26 protein-coding genes are annotated in these 26,481 nt (G+C 40.5%); 13 read left to right on the forward strand and 13 right to left on the reverse strand.

The window, feature by feature from the left end:
- Positions 1-24: 24 nt before the first annotated feature.
- The 4 genes from glmM to rlmE form a co-directional block, all read right to left on the reverse strand.
- Positions 25-1,374, reverse strand: a complete 1,350-nt coding sequence (gene glmM / locus KAN5_RS09135) for a phosphoglucosamine mutase (RefSeq protein WP_016707970.1) — start codon at positions 1,372-1,374, stop codon at positions 25-27.
- Positions 1,371-2,231 carry a dihydropteroate synthase gene (gene folP / locus KAN5_RS09140; protein ID WP_244389583.1) on the reverse strand — a complete coding sequence of 287 codons (861 nt, stop codon included), beginning with the start codon at positions 2,229-2,231 and terminating at the stop codon, positions 1,371-1,373. The genes glmM and folP overlap by 4 nt, the downstream gene beginning before the upstream one ends.
- A gap of 103 nt (positions 2,232-2,334) precedes the next feature.
- Positions 2,335-4,287: an ATP-dependent zinc metalloprotease FtsH gene (gene ftsH / locus KAN5_RS09145; RefSeq protein WP_279612609.1), complete on the reverse strand. Its 1,953-nt coding sequence runs from the start codon at positions 4,285-4,287 to the stop codon at positions 2,335-2,337.
- A gap of 57 nt (positions 4,288-4,344) precedes the next feature.
- Entirely contained in the window at positions 4,345-4,974 is a 630-nt protein-coding gene (gene rlmE / locus KAN5_RS09150) for a 23S rRNA (uridine(2552)-2'-O)-methyltransferase RlmE (RefSeq protein WP_016707973.1), read from the reverse strand.
- Between the two features lie 88 nt (positions 4,975-5,062).
- Here rlmE and yhbY point away from each other — a divergent pair, with 88 nt between their 5' ends.
- The gene (yhbY, locus tag KAN5_RS09155) at positions 5,063-5,359 is read left to right on the forward strand and encodes a ribosome assembly RNA-binding protein YhbY (protein WP_016707974.1); all 297 of its coding nucleotides are present in this window, start codon (positions 5,063-5,065) and stop codon (positions 5,357-5,359) included.
- A 94-nt stretch (positions 5,360-5,453) separates the two neighbouring features.
- Here yhbY and KAN5_RS09160 read toward each other — a convergent pair whose 3' ends face one another.
- Together KAN5_RS09160 and KAN5_RS09165 are read right to left on the reverse strand one after the other, a co-directional pair.
- Positions 5,454-5,930 carry a histidine phosphatase family protein gene (locus KAN5_RS09160; RefSeq protein WP_244389585.1) on the reverse strand — a complete coding sequence of 159 codons (477 nt, stop codon included), beginning with the start codon at positions 5,928-5,930 and terminating at the stop codon, positions 5,454-5,456.
- On the reverse strand, positions 5,927-7,105 hold the full coding sequence (locus tag KAN5_RS09165; protein ID WP_016707976.1) for a serine hydrolase domain-containing protein: 1,179 nt from the start codon (positions 7,103-7,105) through the stop codon (positions 5,927-5,929). The genes KAN5_RS09160 and KAN5_RS09165 overlap by 4 nt, the downstream gene beginning before the upstream one ends.
- 132 nt (positions 7,106-7,237) lie before the next feature.
- Between KAN5_RS09165 and KAN5_RS09170 the strand changes: the two genes are divergently transcribed.
- From KAN5_RS09170 to KAN5_RS09195, 6 genes are all read left to right on the forward strand, one after another.
- Positions 7,238-8,026: a hypothetical protein gene (locus KAN5_RS09170; RefSeq protein WP_232321836.1), complete on the forward strand. Its 789-nt coding sequence runs from the start codon at positions 7,238-7,240 to the stop codon at positions 8,024-8,026.
- A gap of 106 nt (positions 8,027-8,132) precedes the next feature.
- A complete protein-coding gene (locus KAN5_RS09175; protein WP_016707978.1) occupies positions 8,133-8,993 on the forward strand; it encodes a MipA/OmpV family protein in 861 nt (286 codons plus the stop codon).
- Positions 8,983-9,375 carry a DUF3019 domain-containing protein gene (locus KAN5_RS09180; RefSeq protein WP_016707979.1) on the forward strand — a complete coding sequence of 131 codons (393 nt, stop codon included), beginning with the start codon at positions 8,983-8,985 and terminating at the stop codon, positions 9,373-9,375. Before KAN5_RS09175 ends, KAN5_RS09180 begins: the two co-directional genes overlap by 11 nt.
- Before the next feature lie 12 nt (positions 9,376-9,387).
- On the forward strand, positions 9,388-10,092 hold the full coding sequence (locus KAN5_RS09185; protein ID WP_016707980.1) for a response regulator transcription factor: 705 nt from the start codon (positions 9,388-9,390) through the stop codon (positions 10,090-10,092).
- Between the two features lie 31 nt (positions 10,093-10,123).
- Positions 10,124-11,416 (forward strand): ATP-binding protein, encoded by a 1,293-nt coding sequence (locus KAN5_RS09190; protein WP_244389586.1) that lies wholly within the window; start codon positions 10,124-10,126, stop codon positions 11,414-11,416.
- A 214-nt stretch (positions 11,417-11,630) separates the two neighbouring features.
- Positions 11,631-12,983: a sodium-dependent transporter gene (locus tag KAN5_RS09195; protein WP_244389587.1), complete on the forward strand. Its 1,353-nt coding sequence runs from the start codon at positions 11,631-11,633 to the stop codon at positions 12,981-12,983.
- Between the two features lie 35 nt (positions 12,984-13,018).
- Here KAN5_RS09195 and KAN5_RS09200 read toward each other — a convergent pair whose 3' ends face one another.
- The gene (locus KAN5_RS09200) at positions 13,019-13,471 is read right to left on the reverse strand and encodes a GNAT family N-acetyltransferase (RefSeq protein ID WP_138554053.1); all 453 of its coding nucleotides are present in this window, start codon (positions 13,469-13,471) and stop codon (positions 13,019-13,021) included.
- 64 nt (positions 13,472-13,535) lie between these two features.
- Complete coding sequence (locus tag KAN5_RS09205) at positions 13,536-14,279, reverse strand: sporulation protein (RefSeq protein ID WP_016707984.1); 744 nt, start codon at positions 14,277-14,279, stop codon at positions 13,536-13,538.
- A 264-nt stretch (positions 14,280-14,543) separates the two neighbouring features.
- Between KAN5_RS09205 and KAN5_RS09210 the strand changes: the two genes are divergently transcribed.
- From KAN5_RS09210 to KAN5_RS09220, 3 genes are all read left to right on the forward strand, one after another.
- Entirely contained in the window at positions 14,544-16,115 is a 1,572-nt protein-coding gene (locus KAN5_RS09210; RefSeq protein ID WP_244389588.1) for a cation:proton antiporter family protein, read from the forward strand.
- A gap of 287 nt (positions 16,116-16,402) precedes the next feature.
- On the forward strand, positions 16,403-16,684 hold the full coding sequence (locus tag KAN5_RS09215; RefSeq protein WP_016707986.1) for a hypothetical protein: 282 nt from the start codon (positions 16,403-16,405) through the stop codon (positions 16,682-16,684).
- Positions 16,685-16,801: 117 nt separating this feature from the next.
- Entirely contained in the window at positions 16,802-17,026 is a 225-nt protein-coding gene (locus tag KAN5_RS09220; protein ID WP_016707987.1) for a DUF3820 family protein, read from the forward strand.
- Between the two features lie 109 nt (positions 17,027-17,135).
- On the opposite strand, the gene KAN5_RS09225 is transcribed toward KAN5_RS09220, so the two are convergent.
- The 5 genes from KAN5_RS09225 to ilvY form a co-directional block, all read right to left on the reverse strand.
- Positions 17,136-18,371, reverse strand: a complete 1,236-nt coding sequence (locus KAN5_RS09225; protein ID WP_244389589.1) for an ATP-binding protein — start codon at positions 18,369-18,371, stop codon at positions 17,136-17,138.
- Between the two features lie 6 nt (positions 18,372-18,377).
- The gene (locus KAN5_RS09230; RefSeq protein WP_244389590.1) at positions 18,378-19,070 is read right to left on the reverse strand and encodes a response regulator; all 693 of its coding nucleotides are present in this window, start codon (positions 19,068-19,070) and stop codon (positions 18,378-18,380) included.
- 14 nt (positions 19,071-19,084) lie between these two features.
- A complete protein-coding gene (locus KAN5_RS09235) occupies positions 19,085-19,471 on the reverse strand; it encodes a DUF3019 domain-containing protein (protein WP_244389591.1) in 387 nt (128 codons plus the stop codon).
- A gap of 1 nt (position 19,472) precedes the next feature.
- On the reverse strand, positions 19,473-20,294 hold the full coding sequence (locus KAN5_RS09240; RefSeq protein WP_244390941.1) for a MipA/OmpV family protein: 822 nt from the start codon (positions 20,292-20,294) through the stop codon (positions 19,473-19,475).
- A 193-nt stretch (positions 20,295-20,487) separates the two neighbouring features.
- Entirely contained in the window at positions 20,488-21,402 is a 915-nt protein-coding gene (ilvY, locus tag KAN5_RS09245; RefSeq protein WP_016707992.1) for an HTH-type transcriptional activator IlvY, read from the reverse strand.
- A gap of 162 nt (positions 21,403-21,564) precedes the next feature.
- Here ilvY and ilvC point away from each other — a divergent pair, with 162 nt between their 5' ends.
- The 3 genes from ilvC (at position 21,565) to KAN5_RS09260 (ending at position 26,428) form a co-directional block, all read left to right on the forward strand.
- On the forward strand, positions 21,565-23,037 hold the full coding sequence (ilvC, locus tag KAN5_RS09250; RefSeq protein ID WP_016707993.1) for a ketol-acid reductoisomerase: 1,473 nt from the start codon (positions 21,565-21,567) through the stop codon (positions 23,035-23,037).
- Between the two features lie 197 nt (positions 23,038-23,234).
- Positions 23,235-25,148, forward strand: a complete 1,914-nt coding sequence (locus tag KAN5_RS09255; RefSeq protein ID WP_244389592.1) for a methyl-accepting chemotaxis protein — start codon at positions 23,235-23,237, stop codon at positions 25,146-25,148.
- 80 nt (positions 25,149-25,228) lie between these two features.
- A complete protein-coding gene (locus KAN5_RS09260) occupies positions 25,229-26,428 on the forward strand; it encodes a hypothetical protein (RefSeq protein WP_016707995.1) in 1,200 nt (399 codons plus the stop codon).
- Positions 26,429-26,481 lie beyond the last annotated feature (53 nt).

Here is a 26,481-nt window from a genome sequence, read left to right on the forward strand (position 1 = left end):
CAAAGTTACAAGAGGTTATTGTTATTAATCAGTTTGTTTGCTCATAGATTCGACAACTGCAGCAATTTTTTGTGCATTATCAAGTACTACTTTCTCTTCTTCGGCTTCAACCATGACACGAACAACCGGTTCAGTACCCGATTTACGTAATAATACACGGCCTTTTCCTGCAAGTTGCTCTTCTACTTGAGCAACTGCAGCAATAACTGCTGGGGCTTGTGTTGGATCAGTGCCTGCCTTATAACGCACATTAATCATCTTCATCGGGTATTTTACAAAGCCTGCACCTAAATCTTTAAGAGTGCGATTTTGTGCAACCATTGCAGCGAGTACTTGCAGACTTGAAATAATGCCGTCACCAGTACTTATCAGATCAAGGTTTAATACGTGACCAGAACTTTCGCCGCCAATCTTCCAACCTTTTTCTTGCAATAGTTCCATTACATAACGATCACCCACTTTACTACGTGCAAACTCAATGCCTTTTGCTTTGAGTGCATTTTCAAGGCCCATATTTGACATTACAGTTCCAACAACGCCACCACCTAGCATGTCATCGTTCGCTGCTTGGCAGGCAATAATGTAAACAATATCGTCGCCGTCAAATACACGCCCATTGTGATCAACCATCATTACGCGGTCCCCATCACCGTCGTAGGCAATACCGACGTCCGCGTTATGCTCTAATACTTTACGTTTTAGTGCATCAACATGAGTAGCACCACACTCTAGGTTGATATTTACGCCATTAGGCTCGCATGCATGACAAATTATCTCAGCGCCCAGCTCGCGCATCACTGAAGGTGCTATATGATAAGTTGCACCATTAGCGCAATCTAAAACTATTTTTAAGCCTTCTAACGATAAGCCTTGTGGGAACTGGCTTTTACAAAATTCAATATAGCGACCATCAGCACTTTCTAAACGACGAGCCTTACCCAATTTGTCAGACGCTACACACGTCATTGGCTCATCAAGCATCGCTTCAATTTGTTGTTCAACTTCATCAGCTAATTTTAAGCCTCGACCACAAAAGAACTTAATGCCATTATCATGATAAGGGTTATGAGAAGCACTGATCACAATACCCGCTTCAGCACGGAAGGTCTGCGTTAAATATGCAACAGCCGGTGTTGGCATAGGGCCAAGTAATACCACATCAATACCTGCAGCAATTAATCCTGCCTCAAGTGAGGTTTCTAACATATAGCCTGAAATACGGGTATCTTTGCCTATGATGACTTTTTTAGTGCCATTTTGTGACAAGACTCGGCCTGCCGCCCAGCCTAACTTAAGTGCAAATTCTGGGGTAATTGGGTATTCACCCACCATGCCACGTACACCATCGGTGCCAAAATATTTTCTTTCACTCATTGTTTAATTCCTTGTTCGCATGCTTGCCATACGCCAAGCACATCTGCGGTTTCTTTTACATCATGTACACGAATAATTTTTGCGCCGTTTTGCGCTGCTATTAATGCCCCTGCCAAACTTCCAGCAAGGCGTTCGTTTGTTTGTCTATTTAATAAGTTGCCAATCATTGACTTGCGCGAGAGCCCTGCCAGAACGGGTAAACCAAAGTGGTTAAATTCATCAAATCGTGCCAGTAATTGGTAGTTATGGCTGAGAGTTTTACCAAAGCCAAATCCGGGGTCTAGAATAAGTTGCCGCCGCTGAATCCCCGCTGTTTCGCATGCTTTGATCCGCTGCGTAAAAAAATCATTTATTTCACGGAATAAATCATCATACTGTGGAGCTGTCTGCATACTACGTGGCTGCCCTTGCATATGCATTAAGCACACAGCAACATCAGGGTGCTGTGCAACGGTTGCCAGCGCATTTAGCTCTTGAAGTGCACGTACATCATTAACTATATCTGCACCCGCGAAAATGGCTTGACGCATTACTTCACTTTTACTGGTATCAATCGAAATGATGCAATTATTAACGGTACTGTCACTGTGGCTACGAATTGCCTCAATTGCAGGGATAACTCTGGCTAATTCATCATCCAGACTTACATCTGGCGCGCCTGGACGCGTTGATTCACCGCCAATATCGAGTATGGTAGCGCCGTCGGCTAATAAGGTTTGAGCTTTTATGACAGCGCTGTCTGTTTGATAGTAGCGACCGCCGTCTGAGAAAGAATCAGGAGTGACATTTAAAATCCCCATTATGACTGGGGTAGTGAGGTGTAAACTGCGACCTCTTGGTAAATCAACTGTGGTCATCTATCACCTTCAATACATCCATTGCATTGATATTTATACTTTATTTATTCTGTAACAAAAAAAGCCCCGACAATCGGGGCTTTTCGTTCTGCTATTTTAACTGTTATTCAGCTTTATCATCAAGATTTGTTTCATCTTTTTGAGCTGATTTGTCGTCTTTTTCAGCAACTGGCTGCACTTTTGTCTCTTCAACGACAGGTTTTTTATCTGACGTATCACGACGGTCATGAGCATCGCGTGGCTCACGCACTGGCTGACGAGCCATTAGATCGTCAATTTGCTTCGCATCAATTGTTTCATATTTCATTAATGCATCTTTCATAGCATGTAAGATATCAATATGATCTTTTAAGATTTGCTCGGCACGCTGATAGTTTCGATCTGATAGCAAACGCACTTCCGCATCAATTTCTTTAGCCGTTTCATCTGACATGCTCATAGCACGGCTACTACCGCCGCCCATGTACATCTCATTTTGGTCTTCAGTGTACATTAACGGACCTAACTTCTCACTAAGGCCCCACTGAGTAACCATTTTACGGGCAATATCTGTTGCTCGTTCAATATCGTTACTTGCACCTGTAGTGACTTTATCTTCACCGTAAATAAGCGCTTCCGCGATTCGACCACCGTATAAACTTGAAATCATAGACTCCAATAGTTCTTTAGAGTGACTAACACGGTCTTGCTCAGGTAAGTACATAGTCACACCAAGAGCACGGCCACGTGGAATAATTGATACTTTATAAACAGGATCATGTTCCGGCACGATGCGACCAACGATTGCGTGACCTGCTTCATGGTACGCAGTCATTTCTTTTTCTTTCTCGCTCATCACCATGGTTTTGCGTTCGGCACCCATCATGATTTTATCTTTAGCGGCATCAAATTCAGCCATGCTAACAACACGTTTATTACCACGTGCAGCATAAAGCGCAGCTTCATTAACTAAGTTTGCTAAATCAGCGCCAGAGAAACCGGGTGTACCACGCGCAATAACTGAGGCTTCAACGTTGTCACCTAATGGTACTTTACGCATATGTACTTTAAGGATTTGTTCACGACCACGAATATCAGGTAAACCCACCACAACTTGACGGTCAAAACGACCAGGGCGAAGTAGCGCTGGATCAAGTACATCAGGACGGTTAGTCGCGGCAATCACGATAATCCCTTCGTTACCTTCAAAGCCATCCATCTCAACTAGCATTTGGTTAAGTGTTTGCTCACGCTCGTCGTGACCACCACCCATACCAGCGCCACGCTTGCGGCCAACAGCATCAATTTCATCGATAAAGATAATACACGGCGCTGCTTTTTTCGCTTGTTCGAACATATCACGAACACGGGATGCACCAACACCTACAAACATTTCTACGAAATCAGAACCTGAAATAGTAAAGAATGGGACTTTCGCTTCACCAGCAACGGCTTTAGCAAGCAAAGTTTTACCAGTACCAGGAGGACCTACCATCAGTACGCCTTTAGGAATACTGCCGCCGAGTTTTTGAAACTTCGATGGGTCACGTAAGAAATCAACCAGCTCTGTGACGTCTTCTTTTGCTTCATCGCAACCTGCTACATCGGCAAAGGTGGTTTTAATTTGATCTTCGCTCATTAGTCGCGCTTTACTCTTACCAAACGACATGGCTCCTTTGCCACCACCGCCTTGCATTTGGCGCATGAAGAAAATCCATACCCCAATCAGTAATAACATCGGGAACCATGAAATTAAGATGCTAGCTAAGAACGATTGCTCTTCAGGTTTAACACCTTTTACATCCGCACCATTTTTTATTAAATCGTTGAGAATGTATTCATCATAAATAGGCATGATGGTTTGAAAACGCTCACCATTTGATTTTACGCCTGTGATCGTACCTGTGGTTCTATCCATTGATACGTCTTGTATAGAGCCACTACGAGCCTCTTTTACAAATTGACTGTAACTAGTTTGACGATCTGCTTGATCGCCGCCATTAAAGCTCTGAAACACTGACATTAGCACAACTGCAATGACCAGCCAGAGTATTAGATTTTTCGCCATATCGCTCAAGGGGTTAACCTCTTGTATCCAATTAATTTAAATTCAACTAAACGCCTGACAACTGTACTACAGTTTGTAGCCTGTCGCTACTATATATACTTCACGCGATCGTGCACGCGAGGCGTCGGGTTTACGGATTTTTACAGTTTTAAAGCTATCACGCACTGTTTTTAAGAACTCATCAAAGCCTTCACCTTGGAATACTTTAACCACAAATGCACCATTTTTCTTTAAAACTTGACTACACATATCTAATGCTAATTCCACTAAATACATACTGCCAGCTTGGTCAACTGAGCTATTACCACTCATATTCGGTGCCATATCAGAGAGCACCACATCAACATTCTTACCATCAATGCGATTTAATAACGCATCTAAAACAGCTTCTTCTCGGAAATCTCCTTGTAAAAAATCAACGCCGGCCAGTGAGTCCATAGGCAAAATATCACAAGCAATAACTTGCCCTTTATCGCCTACTTTCTCAGCTAAATACTGTGACCAGCTTCCAGGGGCAGCTCCCAAATCAACCACCGTCATGGCTGGGCGTAGTAATTTATCTTTATTTTGGATCTCGTCGAGTTTAAAAATCGCACGAGAACGCCAACCTTTCTTTTGTGCCTCGTGAACATAAGGATCATCAAAATGTTCCTTCAACCATCGCTGTGAACTGGCCGAAAGTTTTTTATTCGTCATAAATTAACACGCAACTAATTAGTAATATTCTTTAGATGGCGTTAGAATACCCTTAATTCAAGCCATATTCAGCAAAATTTGTAACAACATGAAATTATCGAACAAACAAAAGCAGTTTTTAAAAGGTCAAGCACACTCTCTAAAACCTGTTGTACTACTAGGTTCTAACGGTTTAACAGAGGGTGTATTAGTTGAAATTCAAAGCGCCTTAGAAATTCACGAACTTATCAAGGTAAAAGTACCAACAGATGATCGTGAAACTAAAGCCCTGATTTTTGAAGCTATTATTCGTGAGACGGGTGCTGAGAAATTACAGTCAATCGGTCACACACTTGTACTTTATCGCCAAAGTGAAGAAAAGAAAATTCAATTACCACGTAATTAATTATTTCTCCATTTGAAAAAAAAACCAGCTTTCGCTGGTTTTTTTATGTCTGCGCTTAGCTACCAATAAATTGTAAAGAAATATATTGAGGTGCTTAAAAATTCATCTTCAAACTTCTTAACTGATAGCCTTGTTCCGCTTTTTGTAAGATAAAATAGCGATCAAATTCAGTTTCTGGCATTTTTTCAACAGGCACTTGCGCTATTAACTGCGCTAATTGTGGGGTGGTATTACTGTGCCCCACAATAACCACGATGCCGCTTTGGGCAAGTACCGTTTTTGTAAATTGAGCTAAATCACCTGGCTTATACGTGTTAACACTCAGGCCAAAATATTCTGCCAAAGGAGCGGCGGTCTCAATGGTACGATTATAATCTGTGCTATAGATGGTGCTTGGTTTTACCTCACCAAACAAATTGAACAAGCGTTCGGCTCTTTGCCTACCGGCCTCTGAAAGAGGTGGGTTTTTACCTGCTAACTTTTCACTATGGCGAAATAAAAAAATAGCGTCGGGTGCTGCGCTTATGTTAGCTGCAAATAAAAAGAGTAAACTTGCTAAAACATAATTCATTTATTTTCCTCTTGATACGCCGTAACTTGCTGCGCACGTTTGTAAGCTAATGCGCGATCAATAAACTCTGTGGTTAATTCATTAATAAGGCCAGTTTCGGCATTGAGGATCAAACTAAAGCCTATATTTAAGTGCGGAATTACAACAAGGTCGCTACGATACCCCTGTACCCAACCACTATGATAATAAAGCGTTTCGTTGTCATAATCATACACTCGCCACCCTAAACCATAATAGGCTTCAGTAAGATGTTTTTTCCATACTCTACGGCGTAACTCTTTTTTAGTATGTGTGTAAGGTCTTGTTTGCGTAGCTAACTCGTCGCTTGATAAGACGGTTGGAAAATAGCCTAATTGGGCTTTTAACCATATAGCCATATCACTCGCACTGGCATTAACCCCTGCGGCTGGCAGTACTTTATAATAATTTTTTTTCAATTTAGCGGTATGCCAACGTTTTCGTCCTCTTACATGGGGATAGGCATAGTTATCATCAATTACCATGGCTGCGTAGCCTAGGCTGGCATCTTTCATACGCAGCGGCGAGAAGATAAACTCATTTAGCCACCGCGAATAATCCATCTGTGTACTGGCTTGGATCACTTCATCAATTAGGCTAAACATCACATTTTGATAACCATAACATTGCCCTGGCTGACAAATTGGCTTAACACTTAGCAACTTTTCAACAATATCAGGGTAACTCATTCTTGACTCAATTAGATTGTCATACGCATTTGGCACCAATCCGCTAGAGTGACTCAATAAATGAAAGATTTTTAAATCATTTTTATATCCAGTATTGATAAAGGCAGGGATGTACTTACTTACCGGATCATCTAAAGAAAATTTGCCTTCAACAGCTAGCTTTGCACTAAGTGAGCCTGCAAATGTTTTAGAAACCGATGCTAAACGAAATCGAGTATGCGCATTAACTGGTAACCCTTTATTCAGCTTTGTAACACCAAAACCCTGCACATAGCTCTGATCTGGGCCATTAACAATCGATAAAGCAGCCCCTGGGATCCCCTTACTTTTTAACTTATGTTCAAGATGTTGATTATAATCTTTGATGAGTTCACGCCACTGTTGATCATCGGCATAAACCAGTGTCGGGAATAACACTAAACAGACAAGTAAAGAAAAAGCATATATAAACGGTACTAGGGTCTTCATTATTTTATTATTTTAATCTAAATTAAGACGTTTGTGGCTTCATAATACCATGAAGTTTTACTAAGACTAACGTACAATATCGTGATTATTGAGTTTTTAAAGGGTTTTACAGTGTTTATTCGTTATTTATCAATTGTATTTTTCACTTTCATTACAACAGCCTGTGTGACTGCGCCCCCCCCTGCTGCGCCTTTAGAAATGCCAGTCAAACCGCAATTAAAAAGCCAAAGCTATCAAGTTTCTTATGAAACGGAGCACGCTTCACCAAAAGTAAAATCTGTACAATTACCTGCCCATAAAATAACGCGTAATCAAACAGTGAAAGTCGTTGCTGATAAAGCGAGTGTGACAGATACTTTGTTCCAACAAATTACCGATGCATTAACAACGATGAATCTGCGCGTAATTGACCAAGGTGATAGTGATTACACACTTGCTATACACCAGTTAGAACTTAACTTTATCGAAGATACTAAATATAAAATTCAGCCACCGGTAAAACCCTATGCTTTATTTGATAACGTTGCCCAGCTATACCCTATTCAACAGTGCGCAACAATCAATGGTGAAGTTAGCATGCGACTTATTCATCGAGCCTCTGGTGATGTTGTGTGGTTTGGTAAGTCATCAATTGATAGCGCCAGTTTTCACCGTGAGCCACTCATCTATAGCTTTAGTGAAGAGCAAGTAATTAGTAATGAGTTAGAGGTAGCCACATTTGTCCATCAACAAAACACTGACCAAGCACGTTTAGCACGAGCAACTCAAGAAGTTGATATCCCTAAATATAAAACAATATCAAAAATGACCAGTTTAACGAAACTGCAAGGACCGTGTAATCGTACTGAAGTGAGTGCCCTAACGCCGATGATGCACTATTATTTAAGCAGTATTTTGATCGATAAAATTAAAGTACATTGAGCCAATGTTTAGATAACCACTACTGGCTACAATTTTTTACAGTTCAAGGGTACTCTTTGACAATATAATACAAGTTAATAACTGCTTAATTAATTTTGGATCATTGATGCAACGTAACCTACTCCCCCTACAGAAACTACTGTTATTATTGATCTGTGTGGGTGTATGGAGTACTGATAGTCATGCGAGTAACCGTTATTATGCCGATAATACCTTAGAGCCAACGTCAGGTTTCGCATGGGACTGGAGTGCTGGAACGGGCTATTACATTGAAGATTCTTATTTAGTTGGCATGGACTCGTACAGTGATGGTCTAGAACTTGATATTAACCTTGCCGTTTCCTACGAACGTTTTTACTTAGATATTGACCACAGCCAACTAAGCGGCGGTATTATTATTGGTTATAGCATAATCAATAAATATGATTGGGATCTAGATATTCTGGGCACTAATGTGCAAGCCGGATTTGATGAAACCGGACTCGACTTTTATAATACCGGGGTTGTACCAGAGCTAAAAGGAATACGTAGCCGTAAATATGATTTTGATACCGGCCTGCGACTCACCCGCCGTTTTGAAAACTCGCAAATTTCTTTCGAATATTTACATGATATTTCCAATGCACATAACGGTTGGGTCATAAATAGCTTTTTTAGCCATATCTTACCTTGGCAAAATTGGGAATTTCGTACAGGTGTTGGCTTAAGTGCTTACTCGGCTGATTTTACCAACTATTATTTTGGCATCACTGCAGATGAAGCAACCGCAACACGCCCCGTTTATCAAACGGATGATGCCGCTGTCAGTTTTATTTTTGAGTTTCATGCTGAATACCCACTAAATCAACATTGGGTGTTTCTTGGCGGCTGGCTATCTACTTGGTTTTCGGATGAAATAACCAACAGCCCTATCGTTTCACAAGGCTATCAGCACAAAGCCATGGTAGGCGTGCGTTATGTATTTTAAAGCTTCCGCCATCATCTGCTTATTACTAAGCGCTAAGCCAGTATTAGCCAATGATGAGCAGACTCAAGACTCGTCATTAATTGCTTTGCCCGATACCTGTGTAGCGCTGCGTGAGGGACGCAACTGTTATGCTGATATTGAGTTAAACTGGCAACAGGACGACATAGGTAACTACTGCTTACGTGACGCCACCTCTAAGCATATAATGCAATGTTGGCTCAGGCAAAAAAGCGGTCAACTAAATTATGCTTTTGACTCAGTTGAAAGTATTTCATTTGAATTAATTAACAGTGATAACGGTAAAACCATTGCTACAACACAAGTACAGTTGCAATGGGTTTATCAAAATCGCCAAAAGAAACGCCGCTGGCGCCTTTTTTAAAACGAGAATAGTATGAATAATTACGGCACAATATTACTTGTTGAAGATGACAGCTCGTTAGCTCAATGGGTGGCAGAGTATTTAACCGATCAAGGCTACACAACACATATTTGTGAGCGTGGCGATCAAGTGGTTAGTCATGTTAAAGAACTAAAACCAGACTTAATTTTACTCGACATTATGTTACCCGGCCAAGATGGTATAAGTGTTTGCCGCGAACTGCGTCAATTTTATCAACATCCAATTATCATGCTCACCGCCAGAGACGAAGAAATGGATGAAGTTATTGGTCTTGAAGTGGGTGCCAGCGATTATATTATGAAACCCGTACGACCACGCGCCTTACTAGCTCGTATAAAAGCAGCACTGCGCACAACAAACGACAACTCAGAGCCGACAACGGATGAAACAATTGTGCAGGTGGGCTCTTTAAAAATCGATACCCAGTCTCGCAATGTCTTTATTAATGACATTGAGCAAGGTGTTTCTAGCGCCGAATATTTATTGCTGCATTACTTAGCCTGTAATGCGGGACAAGTGGTCTCCCGCGATGCTGTGTTTAAAGCCACTAAAGGGCGAGAGTACGATGGACTTGATCGCAGCGTTGATGTGCTTATTTCAGCGCTGCGCAAAAAGTTTAACGATGATCCACAACACCCTGAAAAAATCAAAACAATTTGGGGCCGAGGCTATTTATTGGTCGCCAACGCATGGTAGTGACCACTAAAAAAGCTTGGTTCATCATACTATGAAAAAGTTTTATTTATCTTTACTAGGCAGTGCGTTACTTTCAATTGTGGTGTTAGGCTGGCTCATTGATGCATTTAGCCAACAAACCCATACCAGCCAAGATGAATTTGCACTGCAAAGCAAATTGCTAATGGGCTTTAGCCAACAAATTGCGGCTCAACCAGTACAACAAAGAGCTGAACATACGGCCATGCTTGCAGAGCAATTTTCATTAGGGTTGAGCTATCGGGCCACACAGTCATTAGCACTGCCACCTTCGTTATTAGAGCAAATCAATGCCGATGGCGGATTAACTCTAGAAGATCAAGAAGGCTTTTACCTGCTTTACAGTAATGATGCGCTCGCCCCTTTTCACCTAAAACTACGTCTAGAAAAGCCCCATGAACAAGACCAGCAAAATGATATGCTACTTACCCTGCTGTTTTATGCTGGCTTATGTGTGTTCATGGGATTTATTATCGCCCCTTTAGCGAAACGACTAGGAGTGGTCAACGAAGCCGCTAAAAAGTTTGCCAACGGCGATTTACATGCCCGCATTCGAGTATCACATTTTACCTATATAAAAGATGTTGAACTTACATTTAATCGCATGGCAAGTCAGATAGAAAAATTACTCGATGAAAACAAGCTTATGGCAACGAGCTTATCTCATGATATTCGCACACCTATTGCTTGCCTGCGGTTTGGTCTTGATGCAGCGCTGGATAGCCCTAACCAAGAGAAGATAAAACATTACCTACATCGTATGGAAGCTGACTTAGACCAAATGGAGTCCATGCTTAAAAGCTATTTAGCCTTTGCTACTTTAGAACAAAAAGCCAATCAGCTAACTTATTCAGATACCGAATCAAGTAGTTACTTAAACACTATAGTACAACAGCTGGAGCCCAAATTACTGCAACGACAGCTGGATTTGCAAGTGATTTGCGATAACAGCCAGATCCATGCTGATTTACATTGGCTGGCTCGTGCCATTACCAACTTATTATCTAATGCCTGTGACTTTGCAAAACACAAAATCATTTTAACCGCCTATAGCAAAGAACAAACGCTCATCATAACCGTTGAAGATGATGGCCCAGGTATCGCAGAAAAAAATTGGCATAAAGTGTTCAGCCCTTTCTTTCAAGAGCAAACTCACCGTAACCGAGCAGATAAAAGTTATGGCTTAGGTCTGGCTATTGTTGCTAAAGTGGTTGATTGGCATCACGGTGAAATCACGGTAAACCGCAGTAAAAAACTAGCAGGTGCGTGTTTTACGCTCAAAATACATAACGCACAGCAATTGTAACTTTAATGTTACAGTTTACAGTGGCTAACTTTGAATATATTAATATAAAACAAATGGATAGCGTGTTTTCATGGATACCACTCAATAGCGATCACTATTTATAAATTGCTATTGCATACAGTACCTTGAAAATCTACTCAATAAGAGCTTTTTATTTTTTAACAATTACAGTAGATTGTCAGCGCCGTCACAAAATAGAGAAGAATTAATAATTATGAGCGCAGTCAGAGGGGAGTTTAGCTCCCGTTTTGGATTCATTATGGCCGCAGCAGGTTCTGCTGTAGGGCTTGGTAATATTTGGGGCTTTCCAACCCAAACCGCGAGCAATGGGGGCGCCGCTTTTTTGATTGCGTACCTCATTTTAGCATTTTGTTTAGCGTATCCAGCATTGATGGCAGAACTTACAATTGGCCGTCACGGCCAAGCCAATGCGGTGAGTTCATTACGTAAAATTTCAAATTCATCAAGCCAAAAGCGGTTTGCGTTTATAGTTGGTTTTGGTGGTATTATTTGTGCCGGTTTGATTCTTAGCTTTTATGCTATTGTGGCTGGTTGGATGATCAGTGCAACCATTGAACCTATTGCCACGCTAGCAGGCAGCGAAACCGCTTCAACATGGTTAAGTGAACAATCACTATCAAGAAACCTCATATTTACAGCCGGGTTTATCATTCTCACTGTGGCAATTATTAGTCGCGGGGTTGAAAATGGCATAGAAAAGTGGTCAAAACGTTTAATGCCTGCGTTGTTATCAATTTTATTTGCATTGATTGTTTATGTCATGCTGCAAGAAGGGGCGATGACAGGCCTAAAAGCTTACTTAGTACCTGATTTTAAATCAATTTTAGACCCTGAGTTGCTAGTTAGTGCCCTTGGCCAAGCCTTTTTCTCATTATCGCTAGGCACCAGTGTAATGATTATTTACGGCTCTTATATTAGCAAAAAAGAAAACCTCGTCTCTCTTAGTGCCTATGTTACCCTTATTGATGTATTTATCGCCTTTGTTGCCGGCTTACTAATTATTCCTGCGATGTATGTTGCACAAGCGCAAGGAGTTGAAATATTCTCGGCCAACGGCAAGTTACTTTCTGAAGACACCTTAGTTTTTCAAGTATTACCTGCACTATTTGATGGCATGGGCATGATGGGCTTATTCGTTGCCTTTGCATTTTTTGCGTTGATGAGTATCGCCGCATTAACCTCGTCTATTTCAATGCTAGAAGCCCCAGTATCTTATGCAGTAGAACGTTTTGCGCTTGGTCGTGTTACTGCAACTTGGTTAATTGGTATTATCATTATGCTGATCAGCTTTAGCATCGTGCTTAACCTTGAAACATTATTTGGATTAGTTGTTTCGCTAACCACTAAATTTGGTCAGCCTATTCTAGGCTTGATGTGCTGTTTATTTGTCGGCTGGATCTGGTATCGCAATTCATTACTTAATGAAATTAAGCAAGGTTGCCCAGACGTAGCTAACAGCCTATTTTGGAAAATATGGCCATGGTATATTAAGTTTATTTGCCCTATCGCCATTGGTTTGGTATTTACCAGCTCACTGCTAGGCTAAATTAATCACAAACCACGCTGAACTAGAAAACCGCTCTACACTGAGCGGTTTTTTAAAATCATATCTTGATGTTCAATACCATCTTCTAAATAAGGCTCACCAGTACTCTGAAAGCCCAGAGACTGATAAAAACTCAGTAAATATGTTTGCGCACCTATGTATATGTCTTTACTTGGCCAATGAGTAAAGCAACACTGAATAGCTTCTTTAACCAACAATGCCGCAAATCCCTGTCCTCGCTGAGATTTTTCAATTAACACACGGCCAATCGCACTGTACTGCTCATTTTTATTATAACAACGGGCATAAGCACCTAACTGCTGCGACGCTATCCAATAAAGGTGCTGTGTGGTTGCCATACAATCAACATCGTCTAATTCAGGATAAGGGCACTGCTGCTCAACCACAAACACATCTACTCGAGTACGCATAATAGCAAACAGCTCAGGTGTATTAAGCTCTGAAAATACCTTAGCAACTAACTGCATAGAAACTCCTAACATAAAAAAGCCCAGTCAAAGCTGGGCTACCGATCAAATGAAAACTAATTAGCTATGCAAGTAAACGTTCTAACTGATCACATAAATGCGACAGGTTTACATGGTCATGCTCTATAGTTAAATCTACATAACCATCGCCACGAAAACCACGGTCAAGTTCAATTAACACGTGTGTTTTGTGAGCCTCTGGCACAAATGACAACTCAATTTCTTGAATGCCAAATAAGCTGCGGCTATTTGGTTTATATTCCAGCTCTTGGTAGCACCCAGAAACAGAGTTAAATGTGCTGGCACGTAAAAAGCCTTTTTCAACATCCGCTTTAAGCAAGCTAAAGCCCAATTTTTCCATTGCTTGCATAAACGTCGTTACTGCGTCATTTGGATAAATATGCAACGGGTCTTTATCTTTAGGATCGAGCGCTAAATCAATGTCCAACCCCGTTTCTAGCCAAACGTGTGAGTGATTATACCCTGCATTGATTTCGGTGATCGGAGTTTCAGAATGTAAGCGAGCTTCAAATGGAATATGTCTTTGCTGCCCCGGCTCAATAGTGCCTATCTCTGTAATACGCCACTTATCAATAATATGATTAGTAAAATAAGCACCGTCTTCACCTTCAACTTTGACTCGCGTCATTAGCGCTAGATCTAGACCTGTAATTTCTTGGCTTACATCCCCTGCGGTGATAACGATCTGGGCATTAAAAAGCTGCCCAGGCTGCAAATGCTCAGTCTCAAGCACTGTATCCACTTTAGCTGCACCAATACCGACTGATGCAAGAATCTTTTTAAACATATTTTTCTCCTTAAGCCTAATTCGCTTAACCCTAAATCACGCTTAAATTCCTTTGTTACTGCATCTTAACCATATTTAAAAGCTGCTGTCAGTGAAAAAATAGCTATTTATTGACTTTTTATATGAATAACTGACTAACTGCACATTTTTCATACACAACTCACCGCTATGGGTCTACTTTATACGCACAATATGCACGAATGATTTTCATAAATGCTGATATTTCGCTACACTGACACCCCAAATGAAGTGATACTAAGAATTATGGAACTATTATATTTTGCAGTCGCATTTGTGTGTGGCTTTGCCGTTTATCAACTGAAACTCCCCCCACTAATCGGCTTTCTAATTGCTGGCTTTGTGCTCAACCTATCAGGCTTTAAAACCACGGAGTTACTTAATACGATAGCTAATTTAGGGGTCACATTACTGCTATTTAGTATTGGTTTAAAACTAAAGGTAGGCCAGCTTATGAAACCCCAGGTTTGGGCGCCTGCCTCGTTGCATATTATTCTTAGTAGCGCTATTTTTTGCAGTTTAATGCTGCTACTTGGTGCTCTTTCATTACCATTATTTGTTGATCTTAGCTGGCAAAGTGCGTTACTTGTTGGTTTTGCTTTTAGCTTTTCCAGCACCGTATTTGCCGTTAAAGTACTTGAAGAGCGCGGCGAAATGGCCAGTCTACATGGTAAAATTGCCATTGGTATCTTGGTTATGCAAGATATCTTCGCCGTCATCTTTCTTGCTATCAGCACAGGTAAAACACCTAATGGTTGGGCCTTTGCTCTTTTAGTGGCCTTACCGTTATTAAGACCTGTCATGTTTTGGGTGTTAAATCGCTCTAAACACGGTGAGTTACTTCCACTATTTGGCTTTTTCTTTGCACTGGTAGTTGGTTACAACGCGTTTGAGTTTGCTGGCTTAAAAGGCGACTTAGGCGCGTTAATCATAGGGATGATTTTTGCTCCTCATAAAAAAGCCAGCGAACTTGCCAAATCATTACTTAACCTAAAGGAAATTCTCCTAGTCGGGTTTTTCTTAACCATAGGCTTAGGTGCAGAACTGACCATTAACTCTCTTATGATAGCGACTATCATTGTATTGGTTCTACCAATTAAAGTGGTTTTATATTATGTATTAACAAATGCCTTTAAATTACGCGCGCGGACTTCTTTATTAACCTCGTTTAGCCTTGCTAATTATAGTGAGTTTGGTCTTATCGTCTGCATGGTAGCAGCCAGTAGTGGTTTAATTACCGCAGAGTGGCTTGCAGTAATGGCGATTGCCGTATCTATCACCTTTATTGTCGCTTCTCCGCTGAATAAGCGCTCTAACGAAATTTATGTAAAAATAGAAGCGTGGTTGATGCGTTTTGAAAGTCCAACCCGTTTAGCTGAAGAACTCCCCGTAAATTTAAATGATACCAAAATAGTTATTTTTGGTATGGGTCGAATTGGCACTGGTGCGTACGAAACTATCCATATTACTCACCCAGGTGTTGTAGCTGGTGTAGACATCAAACCCGAAGTTGTTGAAAAACATGTTAGTCGCGGGCGCAAAGTACTATTAGCTGATGCCACCGATCCAGACTTCTGGCAGCGGGTAAACCATTCCCATGTAGAGATGATCATGCTGGCGATGCCAAAGCATATGCAAAATATTTTTGCCTTAGAGCAACTAAAAGCATCGGGCTATCAAGGTCAAGTTACAGCGATTGCCAACTACCCTGATCAACAAAAAGAACTGGAAGATATGGGCGTTGATTCCACCTATAACTTCTATTTAGAAGCTGGTAGTGGTTTTGCTGAACATATAAAACAAAAATTATTTTCTTAATGTAAATATCGTTCTCAGTATCAGGCTAGGTACTGAGAACTATTTTCATCTAATTATCATAACCTTACATCTAGACGTCTAAAACAACTCTTTAATGGTTCCTAAATAAGAGTCAAGCGCATTTACAAAGCTTTACATCCAGATTAGCATTTAGCCATGAAAAAAGAGTACACTGCGTTTGTTGGTTAATCCGTAAGTATCTCTTTTTAGCACAAAAATAACTTTGCCATGCTTTAACATACGTATTCATCAACACTTTACTCTTTGCTATTAAATAAGGTTTTTAGATGAAAAATAAGTTTGCTACAAAGTTTCAAGCCGTGGCGGATGATTTAACCAATCCAAAACTGGTTGAACTTCAAAATCGCCTTGATGAAATACAAAGAAATGGGATGACAGCGTTAACAATGCGCGCTGTATTATTCCAAAAAATGCTTGATGCGTACCAAGTACCAGAAGATCATTTTTTGCGTGACAGTGAAACTCCAAATCGCATTGATGATCCATCAATTATAAACAGACTCGAACAACTCGGATTTTCTAAAAAACAACAACATCAAATCCACTAGTAAATAATGAGGGCCTACTTCCCTCATTAAATAGGCTGTTTCATGCCCGTCACAGCCTATTTTCTTCCCCTCATTTGTAATACACTACTTACCTGAACTAGCAATCAAAGCCCTGTTATGGATCCCGAACTTTTAAAAATAGCGATCAATACTAAAATGCCATTTGGGAAATATGCTGGTCGTCCATTATTGTTATTACCTGAGCCATATTTAGTCTGGTTTAAGCAACAAGGTTTTCCTCATGGAACCTTAGGTGCACAATTAGCGATGATGTATGAAGTAAAGCTCAATGGTTTAGAAGAAATGCTGATGCCGTTATTAGAAAATAAAAAAAGAAATTAAAAAATTATGGAACTTAGCAACATTTAGCCGGTCTATTATATTGCTACTTGTTGATTTTGGTTTTAACCGTTGAAAAGCGCCTTGATGGCGCTTTTTTTTTCGCTATATCTTACTTAGGTAAGCTAATCGTAAATTTAGCCCCACCGAGCTGCGAATATGATAATTCGCAACTCCCTTGATGCCAAGAAACTATTTTTGCCACAATTGCTAAACCGAGCCCGAAGCCACCGGTTTTTTTATCGCGACTTTTATCAAGTCGGGCAAAGGGTTTAAATACCATATCCCACTGCTCTTGCTCTATGCCGGGACCATCATCTTCGACACTTATAATTACTTGCTGGGCATTTTCTATAAGGCTGACCCTTACCTCATGGCGGGCATATTTAAGTGCATTGCCTACTAAATTTTGTACACAACGAGCAATAAAATGACTATCACAAACGTATGTGCACTGTTGCGGTAGCTGTGTATTAAGTTGGATCTGGGTTGCAAAATCAAGCTTAGCAATAACACTTTCTAACAATTGCACTAGATTACATGTCTGTACTTTCAGATTTGGTTGTTGGCTATCAAGGCGAGCATAATCGAGCATTTCTTTAACTAGCGACTCTAACTCGATAATATCTTGTTGCATATTATCAATATAATCAAATGCTTTTTCATCAGTTACTCTATCTTCTAGCATAGCTAAAGCAAATTTTAAGCGGGCCAGTGGTGTTCTAAATTCATGTGAAACTGATGATGTCAGTTCTTGCTGCGCGGTTAATAAATGCTGTATGCGCTGCTGCATTGCATTTAACGTATCTGTGATTGGTAAGAAGAACGATTTAGAGGTCTCGCTCAATTCAAAATCTTGCGAACCATCAACAGCTTCACACGCCAAACGTAATTTGGCAAAGTCGCGCCATAGCAAAAAACTCCACAAACCGACTGGAATGCCTACTACACAAAGCAGTAACAAATATGGCCAAACCGATGGAAATACAGGCGAAGCGACAACAATTGGCCCCACCTGCAATAATTTCTCATCACTCAGTGTAATATACCAAATAGCACGTTGCTGCTGATCAAATACATAAATATAGTGGTTCTGGGTGAGTTCTTGCTGTTGCTCTGTAGGCAGCATGAGGTCTTGCTTTTGAACTATTTCGCTGTCAAATCGCAAAGCGATATTGTCAAGGCCTTCAGGACTTTGTGTTAATAGCCAAAGAGATTGGCCAAACTCATCGTCGAGTGAAAGCTGCTGTTGGGTATCTTCGTAAGGCCAAAGTTGTTCAATCACCCCACTGACTAAAAACAGGGAAACTATAATATACAAATATAAACTTGCGAATAGTTTCCCCATTAACAGTTACAAACCCCAAGCGTCGGAAACAAATAGATAGCCTTGCCCCCAAACCGTTTTTATGCGGTAAGGTTTATCGCTGTTATCACCGAGCTTCTTACGAATCCGCGATACACGAACGTCAACGGTACGATCTAAGCCATCATACTGGCGGCCTATCATGTGTTGATGTACATGTTCGCGACTCAATACTTCACCTGCATTTGAAGCTAATAACCAAAGTAGTTCAAATTCATGGGAAGTAAGTGTAATTTCGTTATTTTTTAATCGCACAATACGACTGGTTTTATCAATCGCTAAATCACCAAATTGTAGTTCTTCTGGCGCTTTTACTGAGGCTTGCCCGCGACGTAGAAGTGCGCTAATACGGGCTAGTAATACTCTTGGTTCCGCGGGCTTGATAACATAATCGTCTGCACCTAACTCTAAACCGATCACCTGGTCAAAGTCTTCACCTTTAGCAGTTAACATCAATATAGGGAGACTAAATTTGTCGCGCACTTGTCGGCAAACACTAAAGCCATCTTTACCAGGTAGCATAACGTCAAGGATCATTAAATCAACAGGATTGTTCTCTAGATAAGTAAATACTTCATCGCCACGGTCTAACACCGCCACTTCAAGGCCATTATTTTCAAGATAATCACGAGTTAATTGCTGTAACCCTAAATCATCTTCTACAAGTAAGATCTTTGCCATTTGCAGCTCCAAGATTAAAAAAAGCTCCACGGTGAACGTAATCTGCGCCGAGTGGTTTTAGCGCGAGTACTCTGTACTTCAATACGTGTTGTCGCCAGCAGTTCATCCGTGTGAGGATTAATTAGGGAGTATATTGTTTCAACCTGAACACGCGCTTTATGATTGAAGTGCTCTGTGGTAACTTGTTGCCAACATTGTATTTTTTGCTGTTCATGATACAAACATACATCCATTTTATAGGGTATATTTAGAGCAAATTTCAAATCAAGATCACAGAATTCTTGTTGTTCGGAAACCACACAGACTTTTGGGGATACTGTTAATATATCTTTTTTTGCGACCGCCTGCTTTGGCCAAGCTAGCAAAAAAACGATGCACACACCAAGTTGTAAATACTTCATATTAAAAAATATGATCGAATCCTATAAAGGCAGTCATGGAATACGTTTGCTCAAACAGCGGACTGTCATCTAAGGCCGAATAATCATAATAAGCCAAATGGAAACGCAAAGAGTTGGTGCCATTAAATGGCCAACGGGCATCTATTTTAGCATAAGGCTGCCAGCTACTACCAACCTCAATTGCACCCGTTGAAGACTCTTTTTCCTTTACACCATAAAAATACGTATTCAGTGCTGCCGATTTATACCAAATCCCTATACTTGGTTTAATAGCAAGTTCACCAATGTTGTTATGCATTTGCCATTGCAATGCTGCACGCCAGCCTTCATAAACACCAGATATATCTGCTAATGTCTGTACTGAAAAAACATGTTGCTGGTTCACATAATGATAGCTCACGCCTGCATCAAGTGCCCATTTACGTTTCTCTAACTGAGCAATTTCAAGTCGAGGCTGTTGAATTTGTAATTCATTATTACTCGTTGCTAATGAATTAGCAGACGTTAATGGAAAAATATTGCTAGGATGCCAATCTACAAAAAACCGCGTTTCTGGATTAAATTCACTTACGATATTAAATACATGCGAAGCATCTTCTGTCAGGCTATAACCTAGGCGACCGTTATCAAAAAAGAATTGTTCGCCATAATAAGCTACTTCAGGGATCACGACCAAAGGGAGATCATCTCCGCCGGATAACGGATTACTCATCACACCTAAGCCAAAATTAAGACTCAAATGCCACTGATCCGTAGTGATGTTTTGCACAGGGTCCGTTTCTGACTGCTGCGCAACACAAGGCGTAGCAAGCCAAAAAGACATGCAAAGTACAAAATGAGTATAAATATTCAACTTCATTATTATTATTTATGCCAAGAAAGCCCAAGCTAGTGGCCTATAATAGCAAGCTATTAATAACTAATCCCTAGCTGATTACAATCATTTACACTTTTGATACATGTGGGTTTATTTCAGGTAAACTCGACGGTTATCAGGCAAGCCTTTAAAGCATAAATCAATTACCTAAGCTATTGACATCTTTTAACGATTGCGCGATTTCCCACAACGCCTTTAATGCCGCGTCAGGTAATGCTTTATGTAACACAGCCAAACCAATTTCAAAACCGGGTGGCGCTTCTTTTTGATCGCTTAAAATCTGCACACGGTCTTTCAACGGGCTATTATCTAATACAATTTTTGGCACCATGGCAATACCTAAGCCTAAACTCACCATAGATACCATCGCTTCATGTCCTGCCACTTGTGCGTATATCTTGGCGTTAATACCATGTTTACGCCACCATTGCTCTAACCGCTGACGGGTAAACCCCTGCTCCGGTACTATAAACTCCAGTTCAGACCAATCAATTTTATCGCCAAACTGAGCCAGCTTTTGCGTGATCAATGATGCATTGCGCGGGGCTATAAACACCAAGGACGAATAACCAATACTCGCAAATGCAATTTGTGCAGGTAACTTATCGGGTTTCGCAGCAATTGCCATAGCTTCATGGCCATCCAGTACACGATTAATGGCAACAGCCGGATCGCCGGTATTGAGTTTTATTTCAATATGCTGATGTTGCAAACGCAATTGCTCTAACATGTGATGTAAAAAACTATAAGATGCCGTAACCGAGCAATAAATACTCACTTTTCCATAAATAGTCTGCTCCGGATCTTGTACATTCGAGCGAAAACGCTGCCAGTTAGTCAAGGTCGCATTTGCATAATCAATAAACGATTCTCCCTCGCGGGTTAACTTTACACTGCGATTATCACGGCTGAATAAGGTTACTCCCACTTCATCTTCGAGCTGTTTAATATTACGACTAAGTGTTGGCGCACTAATATGACAAAGTTCACTTGCCCGAGCAAAATGCAAAGTTTTCGCTAAAGCTAAAAAGTAATGTAAGCGTTTATGATCCATTCGACTCTCTCATTGGCATTCTAAAATCACCATGTTTCATTTTATGAAATACTCTAATGCAAATATATCATTTTACGCAAGGCTAAATTTTCCTTATGGTAGCTTTAAGCAAGGCAAAATGCTTTGCATCTAACAAAATATGAAATAGATAGGATACTAACAATGGCGAATTATTTTAATACTCTTCCTTTACGTGAGCAGCTAGCACAACTAGCACAATGTGAATTTATGGACCCGGCTGAATTTGCCGATGGCGTTGATGCACTTAAAGGTAAAAAGTTAGTGATTGTTGGTTGTGGCGCACAAGGTTTAAACCAAGGCCTTAACTTACGTGATTCGGGCTTAGATGTATCATACACATTACGTGATTCCGCGATTAGCGAACGTCGTCAATCATTTTTAAATGCATCAGAAAATGGTTTTACTGTTGGCACTTACGAAGAGTTGATTCCAACTGCTGATGTAGTTTTAAACCTAACACCTGATAAGCAACATACAGCCGTCGTAAATGCAATCATGCCTATGATGAAACAAGGCTCAACGCTTGCGTACTCACATGGTTTCAACATTGTTGAAGAAGGTATGCAAATACGCGAAGACATCACTGTTATTATGGTTGCCCCTAAGTGTCCAGGCTCTGAAGTACGTGAAGAATATAAACGCGGTTTTGGTGTACCAACACTAATCGCTGTTCATCCTGAAAATGACCCACAAGGGCATGGTTTAGCGCAAGCGAAAGCCTACGCTGCTGGCACCGGTGGCCACCGTGCAGGGGTATTAAAATCATCATTTATTGCTGAAGTTAAGTCTGATTTAATGGGCGAACAAACCATCCTTTGCGGTATGTTACAAACAGGCTCAATCTTATGTTTTGATAAAATGATTGAAAAAGGCATTGATGCAGGTTACGCGTCAAAACTTATTCAATATGGTTGGGAAGTGATCACCGAAGCACTTAAATATGGTGGTGTTACCAATATGCTTGACCGTCTATCAAACCCTGCAAAAGTGAAAGCGTTTGAATTAAGTGAAGAATTAAAAGTCATCATGCGTCCACTTTATAACAAACATCAGGACGACATCATCGACGGCACATTCTCTCGTGTAATGATGGAAGATTGGGCAAATGATGATGCAAACCTATTAAAATGGCGTGCTGAAACTGCTGAAACTAATTTTGAAAAGACCCCTGCTGGTGATGTTGAAATCACTGAGCAAGAGTTTTTCGATAACGGTATTCTAATGGTTGCAATGGTTAAAGCTGGTGTTGAACTTGCGTTTGAAACTATGACAGCTGCAGGCATTATTGCTGAATCTGCATATTATGAGTCACTGCATGAAACACCTTTAATTGCTAACACCATTGCACGTAAAAAATTATTCGAAATGAATCGTACCATTTCCGATACTGCTGAATATGGCTGTTACTTATATAACCATGCATGCTTACCACTGTTGCAAGACTTTATGCAAAATATCGACACCGATGTTATTGGTCGCGGTTTAGGTGAGCGTTGTAACCATGTTGATAACCAAACCTTAATTGCCATCAACAAATCGCTGCGTGAGCACCCGGTTGAAATCATTGGTACTAAGTTACGCGGCTATATGTCTGCGATGAAAAAGATTGTTTAATACCCTGGACAATAAAAGTTTCGCTTGTTAGAAACCAAGCCCACATGCTAAATGCAGTGGGCTTTTTCTATTGTGTTTACAATTAAACTAAAACCTTGATTAAGTTGCTTCGTGAGTTATTACTCTATTTGGTTATAGAACAATCAGCAAAAACCATGCTAAAATGTACCCAATAGTTTGTAACTTTAGTACCCACAATGTCTTATCAACGTCTTACTATCACCCGAAAAATCACGATGCTTGGGATCATAATTGCGTTATCTGTTGCCAGCTTAATCGGGATCACCGCACTGTTATCAGCCAAAACGATTATTGAACAACGCATGATCCAATCAGAACTCCCCAGTAAATTACAGGCGATCGATAATTACATTAGTCTAGAAATTAATAAATTACTCAGCGCTGCGGAGCAATTATCGAGTAACACGTTTATTTTAGAATGGGCAAAAAGTGGCAATAGCAATGATCAAACGTTAGTCACTGAGTTAAACCGAGTGGTAAAACAATACGACCTCGCTACAGCTTCGTGGGCTAATCGCGATACAGCACAGTATTGGAATCAAGAGGGCTTTTTACGTGTATTAGATCGCCAACAAGATAATTGGTTTTTTGATTTTAAAAATTCGCAACTCCCCTACTCTATTAGTCTGTACCAAGAACCTAATGGTGATATGAAAATGTTTGTTAATCATCAGCAAACAAATGGTATTGGCTTAACAGGGCTTGCGAAAAGTATTGATGATATGCAAGCGCTGCTAAATAAATTTACAATCGAGCAAACTGGTTTTGTATTTATAGCTGACAATGACGGCTCGATTAAACTCCACCAAGATGCCAACATTGTGGGCAAAACAAGCCTATATTCTTTGTATGGTACGCAAGTTAGTCGTCGGTTATTAACTAATAATGAGTTTAACTTACAAGAAGTTGAACTCAATGGCGATACATTTTTCATAGCAGCCAGCCCGATAAAAAATACACAGCTATATGTGATTGCTCAGGTGTCAAAAAATGAAGTATTTGCTGGGATCACAACCTTACAATGGCAAATTTTAAGTTTCGCCATTGTTATTGCACTACTTGCATGTGTGATCAGTTTTTTACTTGCCCGCTCCTTAGCTTCACCACTGTCAAAAATGGCAGAGTTATTCACCCGTTTAGGTTCTGGCGATGCGAATTTAGCCTATCGCTTACCACACAGTGAGCAACCAGAGCTAGCCGCGTTGGGAAATGGATTTAATCAGTTCATTAATAAAATTGAAACTGCAATTGCTCAAGTATCGCACGAGAGTTTAGAAATTCGTCAAAGCTCAGATCAGGTCTTTACTCAAGCTAAACGAAATTCTCAAGCGATGGACAATCAAAAAGTGCAAACAATTTCAGTTGCAGCGGCTATCAACGAAATGGGAGCCACGGTACAAGAAATTGCCCACAGCGCCGCAACCGCAGCAAAACTTACCGAAGACAGTAAAGCAACAACGTTACAAAGCCACCAGCAAGTAATGGAAAGCCAGCAAAGTATTACGGCGCTTGCCAGTGAAATAGATACAATTACAGGGCAAGTCAGCGAGCTTGCAAATAAAACCCAAACAATTGCGAGTATCGTTGACTCTATTCGCGGTATCTCAGAGCAAACAAATTTATTAGCACTTAATGCCGCTATTGAGTCTGCTCGGGCTGGAGAGCACGGTAGAGGCTTTGCTGTCGTCGCTGATGAAGTAAGGGCACTGGCTAATCGGACATCGCAGTCAACTACCGAAATTCAAACTATGATTGAAGAGCTGGCAACAACAGCAACAAATGTAGTAGAACACATTGCCCAGTCAAAAACCAAGGCACAACACAGCGTATCGGCGATGCAAAACTCTGTGCAGTTGCTTGATGAAATTACCAATACAGCTAATGAGATCAATGATATGGCCACATTAATTGCTACCGCCACTGAAGAGCAAAGTAGCGTAGTTGCAGATGTGGGACGTAATATTGAGCAAATTAGTGAGATAAGTGACATAGCAATGCGTGAGCAAATTGATACCGAACAAGCAATAAAAGGGCTCGCCACAAGTGCACAAACATTAGCGCGCTTAGTTGCCACCTTTGAAAAACACTGACACAGTTTGTAACAGTTAAAATCCACGCCAACTAAAAATAGACTAAACTTAATAAGTCAGTATTTAGTTGGGGTGTGATTATGACAACATTAACTAGCTCTTCTAAGTTAGCCGTTATTTGCGTATTGTGCTTTTTATCAGCTTGCACTAATACATCTAATATCCCATTACTCACTGCACCGATAGTGGCAAATAACCCATCCTTCACGGTCTACCCAGTAGAGAGCCATGCTGAAATATTCGCTTTAAACGATAAAATAACTCAACAGCTTGATTTAGCCTTTCCAAGTAATAAGCGCAATCTAAATAACACTAAGAAATTGTTAAACTTTTTACTAGAAAATGGTGATGCATCATTATCATATCAAGCTGGGGCGACCTTAACAGCCAATCAAGCATACAATGATTTAAACGCCAATTGTTTATCTTTATCAATTTTAGCTTATAGCATGGCGGAATATTTAGGCCTGCACGGACAATTTCAGACAGTGCATATTCCAGAGTATTGGGCAGTAAGTAACGGCTATAATTTATTAACTGGGCATATAAACTTAGTGGTTAAGCAGCAACGTAATACTTCTACCAGCAGCAATGTTACTTATCTTTATAATAATGAAAACTCACTCATTATTGACTTTGATCCCAACTCGCGTAGTGAGAAGTTTAAAACAACACCAATCACAAAGCAGCGAATTACAGCTATGTTTTATAATAACAAAGGCGCAACAGCGATGCTAAATGGTCTGTACGACTTAGCTTACAGCTATTATTTAGCCGCTACTAAAGTAGATGAAAGTTATTCAGGTGCTTGGGGGAACTTAGCGGTGTTGCTGCGCTTACATTCACAATACGCGAACGCCGAACTAGCCTATAACTTTGCAATAGCACTAAACCCTGACAATAACACTGCACTGGGCAATTTAGCACTGCTGTATCAACTTACCGAACGAGGTGAGCTTGCTGATGAGATTTTGACTAAGCTTGACTTAAAACGTCAAACTAATCCCTATTATCATGTTGCTTTAGGTAACGATGCGTACCTGATTAAAAACTATCAAGATGCTATTAAACACTTTAACAAAGCCAAACTTATTGATAGACAGATCCATGATAGCTACTTTGGTTTGGCACGTACCTATTATCAATTAGGTGATTTTAAGCAAGCATATATGCAACTGCGTTTTGCTAATAAGTACGCTGATTTTGATCACGACAAACAGCGTTATCAAAATAAACTACAGGCTCTCAGTGAAATGACTGCCAAGGTGGATAACCATTAAGCTAATTATTCTGATCCTGAGTATTCTATTTTCTGTTACCGCTTATGCAAACA

It is taken from the genome of Pseudoalteromonas sp. KAN5, from assembly GCF_022846535.1.
GTDB lineage: Bacteria > Pseudomonadota > Gammaproteobacteria > Enterobacterales > Alteromonadaceae > Pseudoalteromonas > Pseudoalteromonas haloplanktis.

Coding starts and splice junctions, on each gene's coding strand:
- KAN5_RS09180 (WP_016707979.1), top strand. CDS start 8,983: ATGTATTTTAAAGCTTCCGCCATCATCTGCTTATTACTAAGCGCTAAG.
- KAN5_RS09175 (WP_016707978.1), top strand. CDS start 8,133: ATGCAACGTAACCTACTCCCCCTACAGAAACTACTGTTATTATTGATC.
- KAN5_RS09220 (WP_016707987.1), top strand. CDS start 16,802: ATGGATCCCGAACTTTTAAAAATAGCGATCAATACTAAAATGCCATTT.
- KAN5_RS09185 (WP_016707980.1), top strand. CDS start 9,388: ATGAATAATTACGGCACAATATTACTTGTTGAAGATGACAGCTCGTTA.
- folP (WP_244389583.1), bottom strand. CDS start 2,231: ATGACCACAGTTGATTTACCAAGAGGTCGCAGTTTACACCTCACTACC.
- KAN5_RS09230 (WP_244389590.1), bottom strand. CDS start 19,070: ATGGCAAAGATCTTACTTGTAGAAGATGATTTAGGGTTACAGCAATTA.
- rlmE (WP_016707973.1), bottom strand. CDS start 4,974: ATGACGAATAAAAAACTTTCGGCCAGTTCACAGCGATGGTTGAAGGAA.
- KAN5_RS09240 (WP_244390941.1), bottom strand. CDS start 20,294: ATGTCTTTTTGGCTTGCTACGCCTTGTGTTGCGCAGCAGTCAGAAACG.
- glmM (WP_016707970.1), bottom strand. CDS start 1,374: ATGAGTGAAAGAAAATATTTTGGCACCGATGGTGTACGTGGCATGGTG.
- KAN5_RS09190 (WP_244389586.1), top strand. CDS start 10,124: ATGAAAAAGTTTTATTTATCTTTACTAGGCAGTGCGTTACTTTCAATT.
- KAN5_RS09165 (WP_016707976.1), bottom strand. CDS start 7,105: ATGAAGACCCTAGTACCGTTTATATATGCTTTTTCTTTACTTGTCTGT.
- KAN5_RS09215 (WP_016707986.1), top strand. CDS start 16,403: ATGAAAAATAAGTTTGCTACAAAGTTTCAAGCCGTGGCGGATGATTTA.
- KAN5_RS09225 (WP_244389589.1), bottom strand. CDS start 18,371: ATGGGGAAACTATTCGCAAGTTTATATTTGTATATTATAGTTTCCCTG.
- KAN5_RS09205 (WP_016707984.1), bottom strand. CDS start 14,279: ATGTTTAAAAAGATTCTTGCATCAGTCGGTATTGGTGCAGCTAAAGTG.
- ilvY (WP_016707992.1), bottom strand. CDS start 21,402: ATGGATCATAAACGCTTACATTACTTTTTAGCTTTAGCGAAAACTTTG.
- KAN5_RS09195 (WP_244389587.1), top strand. CDS start 11,631: ATGAGCGCAGTCAGAGGGGAGTTTAGCTCCCGTTTTGGATTCATTATG.
- KAN5_RS09210 (WP_244389588.1), top strand. CDS start 14,544: ATGGAACTATTATATTTTGCAGTCGCATTTGTGTGTGGCTTTGCCGTT.
- KAN5_RS09235 (WP_244389591.1), bottom strand. CDS start 19,471: ATGAAGTATTTACAACTTGGTGTGTGCATCGTTTTTTTGCTAGCTTGG.
- KAN5_RS09200 (WP_138554053.1), bottom strand. CDS start 13,471: ATGCAGTTAGTTGCTAAGGTATTTTCAGAGCTTAATACACCTGAGCTG.
- ilvC (WP_016707993.1), top strand. CDS start 21,565: ATGGCGAATTATTTTAATACTCTTCCTTTACGTGAGCAGCTAGCACAA.
- KAN5_RS09255 (WP_244389592.1), top strand. CDS start 23,235: ATGTCTTATCAACGTCTTACTATCACCCGAAAAATCACGATGCTTGGG.
- KAN5_RS09260 (WP_016707995.1), top strand. CDS start 25,229: ATGACAACATTAACTAGCTCTTCTAAGTTAGCCGTTATTTGCGTATTG.
- KAN5_RS09160 (WP_244389585.1), bottom strand. CDS start 5,930: ATGAATTATGTTTTAGCAAGTTTACTCTTTTTATTTGCAGCTAACATA.
- yhbY (WP_016707974.1), top strand. CDS start 5,063: ATGAAATTATCGAACAAACAAAAGCAGTTTTTAAAAGGTCAAGCACAC.